The organism is Pseudomonas serbiensis, from assembly GCF_030580745.1.
GTDB lineage: Bacteria > Pseudomonadota > Gammaproteobacteria > Pseudomonadales > Pseudomonadaceae > Aquipseudomonas > Aquipseudomonas serbiensis.
Genome location: NZ_JAUQOO010000023.1, coordinates 1 through 14,485, shown reverse-complemented (window position 1 = coordinate 14,485; position 14,485 = coordinate 1). Strand labels below are relative to the sequence as shown.

Genomic DNA, 14,485 nt, shown 5'->3' with positions numbered 1-14,485 from the left:
CCCCCCCCGGGGGGGGGGGGGGGGGGGGGGGGGGGGGGGGGGGGGGGGGGGGGGGGGGGGGGGGCGGGCGGGGGGGGGGGGGGGCGCGGGCCCGGCCCCCCCCCCCAAGTTGTGGGGGGGGGGGCCGGGCCCCCCCCCCCCGACGGCGGTTGGATTCAGGCCCTGGCCTGCATCGGCGACAGGCTGCTGAGGGGGATCACCACTTTCTGCTGGCGTTGCAGCAGGTTGAGCAGGATCACTGCACGCTCGGTCCCGTCGGCGGCCAGGAAAATCGCTTCGACATCGCAGAAACCGCCAGTGGTCACCAACACATGGTCACCCTGGGCATACATCGCTCTGGGCTTGGGGATCAGCAGGCGCTGGCGAATCTGTTCGATCAGATGATCCTGAACCGGCACCGGATGACCTCCGAAAGTCACGATGCGCGCCACTCCGCGGGTTGAGCGAATCGGGTACCAGTTGTCATGCACCTGATGCATGCGAATGAACAGATAGCCCGGAAACAACTCTTCTTCGGCCTTGCCGATGCGCTTTCTGTTGTCGCTGGCGGTCAGCGGTCGATAGCACTCGAAATTCTGGCGTTGCAAGTGCTCCTGCGCCCGGCCTTCCTGCCGGGGTTTGGTCTGGATCAGGTACCAGCGTGCGGGGCTTTGGGATGTAGGCATGATGTCACTCCACTGCATGTTGTGGAGACAGGGTCGATACCGCTTCCGTCCCGATCTGGATGTAAGGGTCGTTCGCGGCCACGATTTCGTTGTCGCTGTAACGTCTCAGCAACTCCTGAATGCGCTCCAGGCTATTGAACATCAGCACATCGATGATCGACAGATTGGCCACGAAAGGGTGGGCAGACTGCGAATAGACGATCGGGTCCATCTTGAAAAAACGCAGCAGCAAGCCGTTGTGTGCGAAGTGATCGCGGTCGTACAGCTCCATGCCGCCAATGGGGTTGAGGACGGTGGTTGCCGAGAAGGTGTGCGCGATATTGATGACCCGGTCCTGCTTGTCTGTGCATGACACGAGCTTCAGATCGGAGCCGCGCAGGATCGGCGTGATGATCTGCAGGTACGCGCACAATTCGCGGATGGAGTGTTCGGCATACAGGGCAAGGTTCTGCTGCGGGAAGCGGATCAGGCGCTCGATCAATGGCATCACCTCTGCAAAGTAGGGTGCCTTGCGATAGCTCTGGGTAATCAGGCTGATGATGCGGTTGGCTTCGTCGCTGAAGTTATCGACCAGATGACGCTTCATGATCGGCAGCGCGAAGTTGTCCTTTTTCAGCGGGAAGGTAATCAGTCTGGCTTCGCCGTTGCTCAGGATCCGGTTTCGATTGACCCAGCCTGCCCGGATATATTGCAGATCGTCGCCCAGGACGAAGACATCTGCGGCTGCGATGAGCTGAAAGTAACCCAGATAGGGGAACAGGTATGGCTGCATCATTGCTATGGTCCTGGCCATGTGTAACTCCTTTAGGTGGATGGCGTGAGTGATGGGGCTGCTTGGGTTATTTCATTTTTGAACCGGGTTGTAGCTGTAGCCGTAAGCGGCGCAGTCGTAATCGGAACTCGATGCCTTGCGCACCACGGCATTGAAAATGGCACCTTTGATCAGAATGCCGTTCTGACCCAGCCTGCGTTTGCAGGCCTCGATCTCCTTGATCGTGGTCAGGCCGAAACGCGCGACCAGCAGGCAGGTGCCAGCCTGGCGACCCACCAGGGTTGCATCGGTTACCGCAAGGATGGGTGGGGTATCGACCAGGATCAGGTCATACAGCGGTGAAAGCTCGTTGAGCATTTTGCTGAAGTTGTCATGCATCAAGAGTTCCGAAGGGTTGGGGGCTGCGAACCCGCATGAAATGAAATCCAGATGACGAATCTGGGTATGGTTGATCACTTCGGTGCAGTGCAGGCGCGCAGCCAGGGTGTCGGACAGGCCGTGCTTGGGTTGCAGGCCCAATACCCGGTGCAGATAACCCTTGCGCATGTCGGCATCGATCAGCAGCACTCGCTTGCCGGTCTGGGCGATGATCGCTGCCAGGTTGCTTGAGACAAACGACTTGCCTGCGCCGGGAGACGGGCTGGAGATCATCAGCACGTTGTTGCGGGCTTCGAGCATGGCGAAGTGCAGGCTGGTACGCAGGCTGCGCAGAGACTCTATGGCCAGTTCGGTCGGTGCGGCGATGCTCAGCAGCTTCGATTCCTTGCTGGTGGAGCGGCTTTGCAGGTTTTTCTCCAGGCGTTCCTGCTGGCGGGAGTAGGGGAGCGAGGCGTAGACCGGCATGCCGATGTTTTCGATGAACTCTGCGCTTTCCACGCCGCGATAGAACGCCTGGCGAACAAATATGATGGTGATGGCCACCAGTGCCCCGAGCAGCGTAGCGATGAGCACGATCAGCTTTTTCATCGGCTTGACCGGCTTTTCGACGTTGGTGTCGGCGTTGTCGATCACTCGCACGTTACCGATGCTGCCAGCACGCAGAATGTCCTGCTCCTGGCTCTTGTTGAGCATCAGGGTGTAGGTCTGGCTGGTGACCTGCATGTCACGGGTCAGACGCAGCAGTTCCTGTTGGGTAAGGGGTAACGCTTCGATCTTTTTAAGCAGCCCTTGTTTCTGTTGCTCCAGTTGGGTCATCTGGCTCATCAGGCTGCGATAGGTCGGATGTTCACGGGTATAGAGCCGTTCCAGCTCTACACGCTTGAGCTTGAGTTCCGACATCATCGAGTCGAGCTTGACCACTTGATCGAGCACACCTTTGGTTTCGATGCTCAGGTCCACCGACTTGGCGCTGGTCTGGAAGTTGTTCAAGGCCACTTCCGACTCTTCCAGTTGCTTGCGTACCATCGGCAACTGCGAGCGCAGGAACTCCAGGCGCTGTGCGGCTTCGGCCGAACTGCGCTCGACGTTCTGCCGGACGTACAGGCGGCTGACTTCGTTGAGGATTTCATTAGCCTGTTTGGCGTCCTCGTCCTCGATGGACAGGTAAATGATCCCCGAGTCCTTGCCGGCTTCGGTGATCTTCAGGCGATTCTGGTAAATCAGTGCCGCACTCAAAGTCCGCAGCCGTGAGACGGTGAACTCCGTGCCTGGACGCGCCAGCAGATTCGCGACCTGAATCTTTACGCCGTGGCCTTCGACGGTCCGATTGGTGGCACCGTTGAGTAACAGGTTGTGGTCTTTGTCATAGAGAGAGAAGGTGCCGGGCTTGCCTGCCACCAGCGTCAGGTCCTCGCCCAGCAGGTCTTCGGGGACCTCCAGTTGAAAGATGTCGATCTTCTCGCCGCCCCAGGCGCATTGATCCAGCCCCAGCAGAGGTTCTGCCAGAGCACCTTCGTATTCCGGTTTGAAGGTGCGATACAGGTAAGGACCAAATACCGGGAGAACCTTGGGCTTCTGGATCAGATTGAGTTTCAAGTCGTCGACGACCTTGCCCAGCAATGCCCGTGACTTGATCAGCTCGATTTCAGTCATGGCCTGGGAAACCGACATGGGTTTGTTGCTGACCTCCGGTGTGCCTTCGATCCCGACTTTCTTGGGTTCGATCTGGATCATGGCGTTGGCCTGGTAAATCGGTGTGGCAAGAATCGCGTAGGCCAGGCCGACCATGAAGAACAGGCTGACGATCCAGATGATCAGTCCCTTGTGGTCGAACAGCATGCGCAAGATAGTTGCCAAATCGACCCGGGTGTCCTGGTAGTAATCCAGGGAAGAACGGTTCATGACGGTCATTTATCTTGTTTCTCCTGACTGAAGATAAGGAAGCCAGTCGTCGACGCATCGCGAGAGATGCTCATAGGTCTTTTCAAAGGCTGACTGGGGCCCCCGGTAGGGGTCGGCTATTTCTTGCTTTTGTTGCCACTTGCCGATCAGAAACGTCTTGCCACGTACTTCCGGCGCCAGTTTCAGAATGTTGAGAATGTGTGGCTGCTCCATCAGCAGGATCAGATCTGCCTGACGCAGCAGTTGCCGACTCACCTGACGGGCTTCATGGCGGCGTGTCGGGACGCCATGAGCCTGCAATACGGTTTTTGCCAGTGGATCGATGGACGAGCCCGGCATCGTGCCGATCCCCGCCGAATGGATCAGTACGCCGGGTGAAGAGAGGCGGTGGCGGAACAGGGCTTCGGCCATGGGGCTGCGGCAGATGTTGCCGACGCAGACCACCAGCACATTACTGAACATGGTGTTTGCCGCTTGAAGGCATCAGCCTCTTGCCCAGATTGACGATGAAGTTGCGTGCCACCATCAGCAGCGCCTGAAACTTGTTGCGAGGCACCAGAGCCGACAGCGAAAGGCTGACCACTTGCATCAGAAAGTGCTCATACAACTGCTGATTGCCCAGACGGTTGTAGTAGTTGGCCAGGCTTGAACAGGTCAGCAGGCTCATGTGGATCTTTCGCTTGTTGGTACGCATGGAAAAGATCCCGCCGGGGTGCAGCCGGTAAGCGGCGGGTTTGATCTCGGCGATGAACTTGCCTTTGCCGAAAGCGCCCAGCAACGACCACCAGCACAGGTCGTTGAGGGGGGCAATCGGCGGTTTGAGTTCGGGCGGCATGCTGGAGAACACATTGCGAAAGCAGACCGTCAACGTGGAGATCCGCCGCGCCATCTGTAACTCTAGGGCCGTGGCGTCGGCCCGCAGACTGCCTTGCAACTGGATGCCATATTGGCCGTGCTCATCGAAGGCGATGGCGTCGTGATAGGTGATGACGTAATCGGGATGGCTTTCGAGAAAGTCCACCTGCAATTGCAGCTTGCGCGGATCGGTCCAGTAATCATCGGCTTCGCAATAGGCGATATAGCGGCCGCGAGCCTTGGCGAACAGTTCCGGGACACAGGGTTTGCCCTGGCGGTACTGATTCTCCTCCTGATAAAACGGGCGAATGATCGTCGGGTAGCGCTTGGCGTATTGCGCAATGATCTGCGCGGTACCGTCGGTGGAGGCGTCGTCATTGATCAGGATTTCATAGCTGAAGCTCGTCTGCTGAGACAGGAAGCCATCCAGCGTCTGGGTGATGAACGCTTCCTGGTTGTAAGCCGGGCAGATGATGCTCAATAACGGTTCGGCGTTGGCAGGGCGCGTATTTTTTACAGTGGCATCCATGGCTCATGTACTCGGTTTGCTGAACAAGATGTAGATCCTCATCGCCAGCGGTTTGTAGCTTGCCGCTACCAGCGTCAGGGTGATGAAGCCACTGGCGGCGAGCCCCAGAAGCACGGTTGTGCGGCTTTGCTCAGCGATCATGCGAAACACCGGCTCGCTGCAGATCAGCCCGATGGCGGTCATCGCACTGATTCGCAGGATGTCGCGCAGCCATTGCCCATGAATGCCTGGGGCCAGATGCTGGTGAACGATCATTGGCCAGATCGCGAACGACACGACCCGCAGGGAAAAGAAGGCCAGCGCTGCGCCGTAGGCTCCCTGGTAATGAATCGCGACAAACATGACGGGCACCGTGATCACGGCGGAAATGACGCTGTACCAGATGTGCAACCTCATCTGCCCATAGGCGTATTGCAGATAGAACTGGAAAGCGCTGGCTGCCATGATTGCGCTGCCCAGTGCGTACCAGCACAGAACCGAACGCCCCCATTGAGCGGCGGCCTGATCGCCGGTCCAGGCATAGATCAGCGGTTCTGCATGCACTGCGACAATGGCGGCCAACGGAAACAGAAACGTGCAGACAAAACGGTTGGCCGCCAGAAACAAGGCATGCATGTCCTGATGACGATCTTCGGCCACCAGTACCGTCAGGCGCGGCAGCAAAGCCTGCACCAGCGGGTTGGTCAGCATCATGATGCCGGTCGTAATCAGCGCCACCAGCGAGAAATACCCGTATTGATCCAGGGGCAGTATTTCCGAGAGCAGCACCTTGTCGATCTGGGTCAGCACGATCCACAGCACGCTGCTCAGGGAGATGCTGGCGGCGAATGGAATGATCGGTTTGACCAGTTGCCAGTCGATGCCGGTAAGCCAGTGTGCAACCGGCATCTGACGCCAGGCTCTGGTAGCGAATATCAGGGTTTCGAGTGCGGCGACAACGACCTGAAACTCAAAGAAATCCTGCGGGTCCTGAGAGAAGCTGCTCACCAGCAACAGCCCGCCGAAGTAACGCAGGGTCGCGATGATGATGTTTACGGCATTGAGCCAGGCATGTTGCTCAAGCCCCTGGATTCCACTCTTGTACAGCGTCGAATACAGACGCAGGGCGATGACCACGCCCATCAGGCCGATGCAGTTGATGAGCGTCTGGGGCTGCAACTCTTGGGCATTGAGCCAGTGCATTGCAATCCAGGGGCTGGCGGCGTAGACAGCCAGGGCACTCAGGAGCGCCAGCGGCAGAAACATGATCTCGAACGAGCGCAGTATCCGCCCTTGATGCCTTTCGCTGGCTGGCGCTCCCTGATGCTGGGCTACGGCACGCACAAGGCTGGGTGACAGACCGGCATCGAGCAATTGCAGCCAGGCCTGCATGACGGTGAAAAAACCGATCAGGCCATACGCCTCGGCGCCAAGATGGCCGAGGTAGAACGGCATGATCAGAATTCCCACCAGCATCACATAAGCCTGCCCGGCGTAATTCAGCGCGGTATTACCGATGACGGAGCGTTTGCTGAACATGGGCATCAGATGACCTGAGCAATGGCGGGGCTTTGGTAGCTCACGTTGCCCAGGCTGCATTCTTCGATCAGGGTATGAATGACCCTGTCCTGATCGTCACGCGGCAGGCCTGGGTAAATGGGCAGGCACAGCACTCGCTCGCTCAAGGCCCGTGATACGGGTTGCCCTGGTTGTGGCTGAAGGTATTCAAGGGTGTCCAGAGACGGGTAAAAATAGCGACGCGGGTTGATACTGCGGGCGTTGAGCGCAGTACGCACCTTGAGCAGGTGCTGTTCGTCCTGCAGGGCTACCGGGAAGTAGCTGTGGTTCAACTCGCTATCGGCTTCGGGCTGCTGAAGATCCAGATAGCTTTCCAGGCGCGAGCTGTAGCGATGGGCGATTTCGGCGCGTTCTTCGAGGATGTTCTCGATATTGTCCAGAATGCACAGCCCCATGGCTGCCGAGAACTCATTCAGCTTGGCGTTGATACCAATGCCGTCGATCTTGTCGACATCGGCGATACCGAAGTTGCACAGCAGGTAGGCGCGTCTGGCCAGTTCGTCATCGTTGGTGATGATCGCGCCGCCTTCGATGGTATGAAACAGCTTGGTCGCATGGAAGCTCAGGGTGCTGATGTCGCCCCGGTTGAGCACGGACTGACCGGCATGGCGCACCGCGAATGCATGGGCGCCGTCATAGACCACCTTGAGCCGGTGCTTGCGGGCTATCTGCTCGATTGCATCGACTGCGCAAGGGTTGCCGAACACATGGGTGCCGACAATCGCGCTGGTGTCGTCGGTGATGCAGCTTTCGATGTGCCGGGCCGAGATGTTCCAGGTATGGGGGTCGATATCCGCGAAGATCGGCCGGATACCTTCCCATTGCAGAGAGCTGGTGGTCGCGACAAAGCTGAAAGGCGTGGTCACGGCGCTGCCGCTCAGGCCAAGGGCGCGATAGGCGACTTGCAACGCCAGGGTGCCATTGTTGGTCAGGATGATGTGCTTGACCCCCAGGTAGTCTTTGAGCCGGCTCTCCAGCTCGCCTACCAGTGGCCCGTGATTGGTCAGCCAGCCTCGTGCGTAGATACCCTCGACATACGCCTTGAACTTGTCGATATCACCCAGGTAAGTCTTGGTTACGTTAATCATCGAAACCTCCATGTCTGTTCGTCGAATCGTGATGTTGCGGACATGAGCGCCAGCCATCAGGGCTGGCGGGCGGTCGTTTCTGGAGGGGAGACGCTGGTCTGGGCGCTGACACGTGCCGCCCGACCCTGGTTGATACCCAGGATCAGGCGGGTGGCTGTGCTGCCGCTGTGGGGATCGCCGAAATGCAGGATGGCTGTGGCTCGTTTCAACCCTGGACTGCATGGCTGGTTGGCGTGCAAGGAGCGATAGCCCCAGAACAGATAGATATTGCCGGGTTCCAGTTTCAACACTTTCGGAGCGAGCCAGCCCCGATTGATGGCGATGCAGGTCATCCAGCGACTGAAGCGGTTCTGCAACAGTGCTTTCTCGACGACATTACGCGCGACGTTACTGCGCAGTTTGCGCGCGTTGGCGAACAGCATCAGGTCGCCGCATTCTTCACCGTCGACCGGGATGTAGATCGGAATCAATGCGGTGACCAGGCTGGCGTCGAAGTGAAAACAGTTGGACTCGCGTATTCCCTGAGAGCCCTGGATGCAGCGCAATACAGGGAATATCTGCTCGCTTGGGCTTTCCTGCCGGGCAGCATGCCGGTAGAGGCCGGCCATCAGCTGTTTGAATTCAGGGTCTGACCAGAGGCTGGCCAGCAAGCTTTCGCCCAGTGCAGTTTCACCGTGATAGGCGAAGTACTCGCCCGGGTGTTTCGCGGCCCGGCTGTCGGTAAAGTCCCGCAGTTGCTCAAGGTCGGTGCTGCTTAATATGTTTTTGAGGGTAGTAAATCCATTTGCATCTATATCGTTGGCCAACTGTTGAACGTGCTGTGCATCGAATGCGGGTAGAAGTGGCATTTCAGTTACACCTTTGTTCAGGTGGTGGCGAAAAACCAAAAGCGAAACTGCTGGCCTGGTTTGTAGAGTTACTTGATGTCTGGGCACGCTACCGCCCGAATCTGTGGATTCGAGCTGGAGTACTGATGCAAATGACACCCACGCTGGCCTGATTGAACGAATCTGTTCCAGTGAAACGATTGCTTCAGACAAAGCTACCGCCACACCGAACACGTTCAGTAAATTCAAGGAGGGCATGAGTCAACAGACATCCAGCGGGGCCAGAACAAGGCTCCGTGGAAACAACTAACGTCGTGTGGGCAGAACAGATGTTACGGCTTGACCCGATCCTGCGTTTTGCTCTGTGGCATTTACGTAAAGTCCAGGATGGGTCTGACAGTCCTATATATTGGTAGCGTCAGCCATTCTGTCAAATTATTTCGTCAGCTTTCTGTTAAATAGTTGATAAACAGTTTCATGAAATAATTAAGTTGTTGATTTAAAACAGGGTCAAAAAAACAGCACGTGCCTCATAAGGGGGCGGTGTCATTTTTTAGGCGTGTTTACAGAACAGAGGGTGTAAAGTTTTTACAGAGCTGACCGAAGCGCTGAGCATAGGTCGTCTCGGACAATCTGCATCTGGAAGGCTATACCTTTTTATTCTTAAAAAGAATATATAAATAATAATTTATAATTTTTGGTTCTATATGCTTTCATGCATCATGGACCCCGTGATCTGTAACGTAGCGGGCTTTGAGAATGGCATCTCAGGGTTTGGACCGGATCGAAGGGATATGTCGATCATGTAAGCAGTTCGGGATGCCGGGCTGGGCAATTCAGAGGGCTGTACATGCAAAATTCTGCGCTGTATTTCGATTACGCTGCCACCACACCTGTGGACGAGCGCGTGATTCAGGTGATGGTCAAGTGTCTGGGGCTAACGGGCAATTTCGGTAATCCTGCTTCCAGTTCTCATTCATATGGCCAACAGGCGCGCCTGACAGTCGAATACGCTCGCGAGCAGGTGGCTGGGCTGGTAGGGGCGCAGGCCGGGCAGATTATCTGGACGTCCGGTGCGACCGAGTCCAATAACCTGGCGCTCAAGGGCGTTGCCCAGGAGCATGCGTTGCGCACGGCAAGATCCGGCGGGCATATCATTACCAGCCAGATCGAACATAAAGCCATTCTCGATACCGCCCAGCAACTGGAGGCCGGCGGTTACGAAGTCACCTACCTTGCGCCCGACGCCGATGGCCTGATCACCCCTGAGGCTGTCAGTGCGGCACTGCGCGACAATACCTTCCTGGTGTCCTTGATGCTGGTCAACAACGAGCTGGGGACCGTCAACGACATCGCCGAGATTGGCAAACGGGTTCGCGAGCACGGAGCTTTGTTTCATGTCGATGCCGCTCAAGGCGCTGGCAAGCTGGCGATCAACCTTGCCGGGCTTGCAGTGGACCTGATGTCGTTTTCGGCGCACAAGATCTATGGCCCCAAAGGTATTGGCGCACTGTATGTCGGCCCACGTGCCGAGCAGCGTGTCCTGGCCCAGATCCATGGCGGTGGCCATGAATACGGCCTGCGTTCGGGAACCCTTGCGACCCACCAGATTGCCGGAATGGGCGCAGCCTTCGCGCTGGCGGCTGACTCTCTCGAGGACGAAATCGCCCATATCGAGCGCTTGAGCCTGCGTCTGCGTGAGCATCTGGCTGATATTGCGGGTGTACGAATCAATGGCAGCCCGACTCAACGTATCCCGCACACCTTGAGCCTGACCTTCGGCAAGAACGATCTCAATATTGCTGCCCTCGGCAACGGCCTGGCTTTTTCTTCCACGTCGGCCTGCAACTCCGCGAAGAACACACCTTCGCACGTGCTGCTGGCGCTTGGGCATAGCGCACAGGCGGCGGGCCAGACCATTCGCTTGAGCCTGGGGCGTTTCACCAGCGAGCAGGATATCGACCGCGCTGCCGAGCTGATTCGTGCTTCATTGATCCAGCCTGCATTCTGGGCGGTTGCTCAGTCTTGATTGGTGCTCCATTATCTGACCCGATATAGCGATTAAATCGGGTCAGGAGAGTCAATGAGCACGCAATCCACAGGAGTGGCAGAACGTTTGGCGCAGACACGCGCCTTGATGAGTCGGGAACAGATCGATGCCTATCTGGTGCCATCGGCCGATCCCCATCTCTCCGAATATCTGCCCGGCTACTGGCAAGGAAGGCAATGGCTTTCCGGTTTCCATGGCTCCGTGGGGACGTTGATCATCACTCAGGACTTTGCCGGTGTCTGGGCTGACAGTCGTTACTGGGAACAGGCGACCAAGGAGTTGGCGGGCAGCGGTATAGAACTGGTCAAGCTGCTTCCCGGTCAGCAAGGCCCTCTGGAATGGCTCGCCGAACAGGCTGGCGCTGAAAGTGTCGTTGCAGTCGATGGTGCCGTGCTGGCTGTTGCTTCTTCCCGCAGCCTGGCCAGCAAGTTGTATGCGCGTGGAGCCAGGTTGCGCACGGACATGGACCTGCTCAATGAGCTATGGAAAGACCGTCCGGCCTTGCCTGCGAATCCCGTGTTTGAGCATCTGCCTCCGCATGCCTCGATTCCCCGTGGCGAAAAGCTGGCCCGACTGCGCCAGGCCATGGTTGAGCGTGGCGCCGACTGGCATTTCATTGCGACCCTGGATGACATCGCCTGGCTGTTCAACCTGCGTGGCACAGACGTTTCCTATAACCCTGTCTTCATCTCTTTTGCACTGATCGGGCCGCAGAGCGTCACCTTGTTCGTGTCCTCGGACAAGGTGGGCGATGATGTGCGCCTCAGCCTTGTGCGTGATGGCATCAACCTGCTGGAGTACACGCAGATCGGTGCCGCATTGCGTGAGGTTCCCAAGGATGCGCGGCTGCTGGTGGACCCGGCGCGTGTGACCTGTGGCCTGCTCGATTACCTGGACAGTGAAGTGACGCTGGTTGAAGGGCTGAATCCGAGCACCTTGTTCAAATCACAGAAAACCGAAGCCGACACCCAGCATATCCGCCATGTCATGGAGCAGGACGGCGCCGCGCTGTGCGAGTTTTTTGCCTGGCTTGAAGCAGCCTCCGGCCGTGAGCCCATCAGTGAGCTGACCATCGACGAAAAACTCACCGAAGCTCGTCAGCGACGTCCAGGCTATGTGTCGCCCAGCTTCGCTACCATCGCCGGATTCAACGGTAACGGGGCGATGCCGCATTATCGTGCCACTAAAGAAGAGTATGCGCAGATCGAGGGAGACGGTCTGTTGCTGATTGATTCTGGTGGGCAATACCTGGGCGGTACTACCGACATTACGCGCATGGTGCCGGTAGGGACGCCAAGTGCCGAGCAGAAGCAGGATTGCACGCGAGTGCTCAAGGGCGTGATTGCTTTGTCACGCGCGCACTTTCCGAAGGGCATCCTGTCGCCGTTGCTGGACTCCATTGCCCGGGCTCCGATATGGGCCGACGAAGTCAACTACGGCCATGGTACCGGGCACGGTGTCGGTTATTTTCTGAATGTGCATGAAGGGCCGCAGGTTATTGCCTATCAGGCAACCGCCACGCCACAGACAGCAATGCTGCCGGGAATGATCACGTCAATCGAGCCGGGTACATACCGGCCGGGGCGTTGGGGAGTGCGGATCGAGAATCTGGTCATCAACCAGGAAGCGGGCAAGACCGAGTTCGGTGAGTTCCTCAGGTTCGAGACACTGACCCTGTGCCCGATCGATACTCGCTGCCTGGAAATCTCACTGCTGAGTGTGGATGAGCGCAAGTGGCTCAACGATTACCATGCCCACGTCAATGAACGCCTGAGCCCGCTGTTGCAGGGGGCTTCGCTTCAGTGGCTACAGGTGCGTACGGCAGCGGTCTGATATCTGTGTTGATGTGTCGAAGCCTTTAAGGCTTCGACGCGGACTCGCCTATTGGCGAGCTTTTCCTGCAGACGATGATCATGCTGCGGCTGGTGTAGCCTGCCGGATTCAGACCGAACGGATAATCGCCCGGATCTTCTACCGCATCGCCGGATTTGGCGATAACCCTGTAGTTTTTGGACTCACAGGCGTTGGTCGCCAATTCGTAGCATTTTTCCCAGGATGAAGACAGGCCCGAGCAATTGATGTGGATACCGCGCTTGCCTTGCTTGACAGGGGAGGATGTTGTAGCGCATCCGGCCACGGCGAGTAACGCTAGTACGATAAAGATGTATTTCATGCCCTTCCTTAACTGGTCATTATTCAAAGCCAGCGTCTGGCCTGAGTTCTTGTGATCACATAATGACTTCGTAACGTGATGTCCCGATGGCAGTATCTGCGAAACGGGAAACCACAAAGGCGTAAACATGGCTCATGCGCGTGACAAATGCTAGTGCTCTGTCGCGCAAATTAATGTCCATTTTCTTACAGGATCAATCAGCAGGCACTAATTGCGGGGTGTCGGGGGTTGATGTAAGTGTCGCGCCGATGGATGCCAGAATAATGGCCAAAATGGCCAGCCATTGAACCAGGGTCAGGTGCTCGCTGAGGAAAAGGATGCCTGACAAGGCGGCGAAGACCGGCTCAAGGCTTGCCAGCATTCCGAAAGTCCGTGCGGGCATGCGGGTCAGTGCAACCATTTCCAGGCTGTAAGGCAGTGCGGTAGAAAGAATCGCGACCCCCAGTGCGGCGGGTATGAGCGAAATGTCGAGCAGCGCCGAGCCAGCGTGTACCACTCCAATCGGAGCAATGAAGATTGCGGCAATGATGACCCCCAGTGCGGCGGTCTGAATCCCGTTGTCTGCTCCGGCTCTCTGGCCGAACAGAATATAAAGAGCCCAACACACTCCGGCCCCCAGCGCATAGGCCGCGCCGAGCAGGTCAATACTGGCGCTCGACTGGCCGACCGGGATGAGCAACAGCAGACCGATGACGGCCAGCACAACCCAGAGGAAGTCGATGGCTTTTCGCGAAGAGAGCAGGGCAACAGCCAGTGGCCCGGTAAACTCAAGGGCTACGGCAATGCCCAGCGGGATGGTTTGCAGTGACATATAGAAGAGGAAGTTCATCCCGCCCAGGGCTATGCCGTAAATGACCACTGTGCGTAGCGATCTTGCGGTGAGGCGTGCTCGCCAGGGGCGCAATATGACCAGAAGGATCAGGCTGGCAAAGACCAGTCGGAGCGTGGTCGTTCCCTGTGCCCCTACGGCTGGGAAAAGACTTTTGGCCAGTGAGGCGCCGCTTTGAATCGAAGCCATCGCAATCATCAGCAATCCCAAGGGAAAGATGATGGAAGCAAGGCGGGGCTTGTCGGTCATTTCAGTTGTGTATCCAGGGTGATCGGGGTGGTGAGGGCAGTATAATGCTCAACAAATGATAAGTGGGCAATATATTGCGCATCTGGAGCGCCTTTCTATATAGAAGAAGTGTTCGAGAGGGTTGTTTTTGCTGAAAACCAAATTAACGGTTGACGGGCGATTTAATGTCTCTATAATTCGCCCCACTTCCGGCGCAGACAGAACTGAAAAAGCCTTGTAGATCAATAGTTTGCAAGTGTTTATCAGGTTCTGGAGTGGCTTCGGAAGTGCTTCGGTCGCAGCCTGATCGATAGCGGTTCGAGAAAGAGTTTGACACTGCCTTCTGGTCATGTAGAATTCGCCTCCCGCTGAAGAGCAACCTAGTGTTGATCAAGGCGCAAGTGGTTGAAGTTGCAAAGGAAACTTTGAAACTTGTTGAAATAACCGCTTGACAGATACAGAGGGCGCTGTAGAATGCGCGCCTCGGTTGAGACGAAAGGCTCAGCCCACCGCTCTTTAACAACTGAATCAAGCAATTCGTGTGGGTGCTTGTGGTGTAAGACTGAAGTCAACAGATTATCAGCAACGCAAGTTACTCCGCGAGAAATCAAAGATGTAACCAACGATTGCTG

General features: G+C 57.0%; 12 protein-coding genes. 2 read left to right on the top strand and 10 right to left on the bottom strand.

Annotation, left to right across the window (positions count from 1 at the left end; genetic code table 11):
- Window positions 1-155: 155 nt before the first annotated feature.
- The 8 genes from rfaH to Q6A51_RS23425 are packed head-to-tail and all read right to left on the bottom strand — an operon-like array spanning window position 156 to window position 8,594.
- A complete protein-coding gene (gene rfaH / locus Q6A51_RS23460) occupies window positions 156-665 on the bottom strand; it encodes a transcription/translation regulatory transformer protein RfaH (RefSeq protein WP_201006628.1) in 510 nt (169 codons plus the stop codon).
- Between the two features lie 4 nt (window positions 666-669).
- Entirely contained in the window at window positions 670-1,458 is a 789-nt protein-coding gene (locus tag Q6A51_RS23455; RefSeq protein WP_201020450.1) for a WbqC family protein, read from the bottom strand.
- A gap of 51 nt (window positions 1,459-1,509) precedes the next feature.
- Window positions 1,510-3,726 (bottom strand): polysaccharide biosynthesis tyrosine autokinase, encoded by a 2,217-nt coding sequence (locus Q6A51_RS23450; RefSeq protein WP_304575844.1) that lies wholly within the window; start codon window positions 3,724-3,726, stop codon window positions 1,510-1,512.
- Window positions 3,727-4,179 (bottom strand): low molecular weight protein-tyrosine-phosphatase, encoded by a 453-nt coding sequence (locus Q6A51_RS23445; RefSeq protein ID WP_201020448.1) that lies wholly within the window; start codon window positions 4,177-4,179, stop codon window positions 3,727-3,729. It lies immediately after the preceding gene.
- Window positions 4,169-5,101, bottom strand: coding sequence for a glycosyltransferase family 2 protein (locus tag Q6A51_RS23440; protein ID WP_201006621.1), 933 nt, complete (start codon window positions 5,099-5,101; stop codon window positions 4,169-4,171). The genes Q6A51_RS23445 and Q6A51_RS23440 overlap by 11 nt, the downstream gene beginning before the upstream one ends.
- Window positions 5,102-5,104: 3 nt before the next feature.
- A complete protein-coding gene (locus tag Q6A51_RS23435; protein WP_304575843.1) occupies window positions 5,105-6,619 on the bottom strand; it encodes a lipopolysaccharide biosynthesis protein in 1,515 nt (504 codons plus the stop codon).
- A 5-nt stretch (window positions 6,620-6,624) separates the two neighbouring features.
- Window positions 6,625-7,746, bottom strand: coding sequence for a DegT/DnrJ/EryC1/StrS family aminotransferase (locus Q6A51_RS23430; protein ID WP_201020446.1), 1,122 nt, complete (start codon window positions 7,744-7,746; stop codon window positions 6,625-6,627).
- Window positions 7,747-7,802: 56 nt separating this feature from the next.
- The gene (locus Q6A51_RS23425; protein ID WP_201020445.1) at window positions 7,803-8,594 is read right to left on the bottom strand and encodes a hypothetical protein; all 792 of its coding nucleotides are present in this window, start codon (window positions 8,592-8,594) and stop codon (window positions 7,803-7,805) included.
- Between the two features lie 829 nt (window positions 8,595-9,423).
- On the opposite strand from Q6A51_RS23425, the gene Q6A51_RS23420 reads away from it, so the two are divergent.
- Window positions 9,424-10,602, top strand: coding sequence for a cysteine desulfurase family protein (locus tag Q6A51_RS23420; protein WP_304575842.1), 1,179 nt, complete (start codon window positions 9,424-9,426; stop codon window positions 10,600-10,602).
- A gap of 54 nt (window positions 10,603-10,656) precedes the next feature.
- Window positions 10,657-12,456: an aminopeptidase P family protein gene (locus Q6A51_RS23415; protein WP_304575841.1), complete on the top strand. Its 1,800-nt coding sequence runs from the start codon at window positions 10,657-10,659 to the stop codon at window positions 12,454-12,456.
- 25 nt (window positions 12,457-12,481) lie between these two features.
- On the opposite strand, the gene Q6A51_RS23410 is transcribed toward Q6A51_RS23415, so the two are convergent.
- Window positions 12,482-12,796, bottom strand: a complete 315-nt coding sequence (locus Q6A51_RS23410; protein WP_201006614.1) for an outer membrane protein assembly factor BamD — start codon at window positions 12,794-12,796, stop codon at window positions 12,482-12,484.
- 193 nt (window positions 12,797-12,989) lie between these two features.
- Window positions 12,990-13,874: a threonine/homoserine exporter RhtA gene (gene rhtA, locus Q6A51_RS23405; protein WP_304575840.1), complete on the bottom strand. Its 885-nt coding sequence runs from the start codon at window positions 13,872-13,874 to the stop codon at window positions 12,990-12,992.
- Window positions 13,875-14,485: the final 611 nt, after the last annotated feature.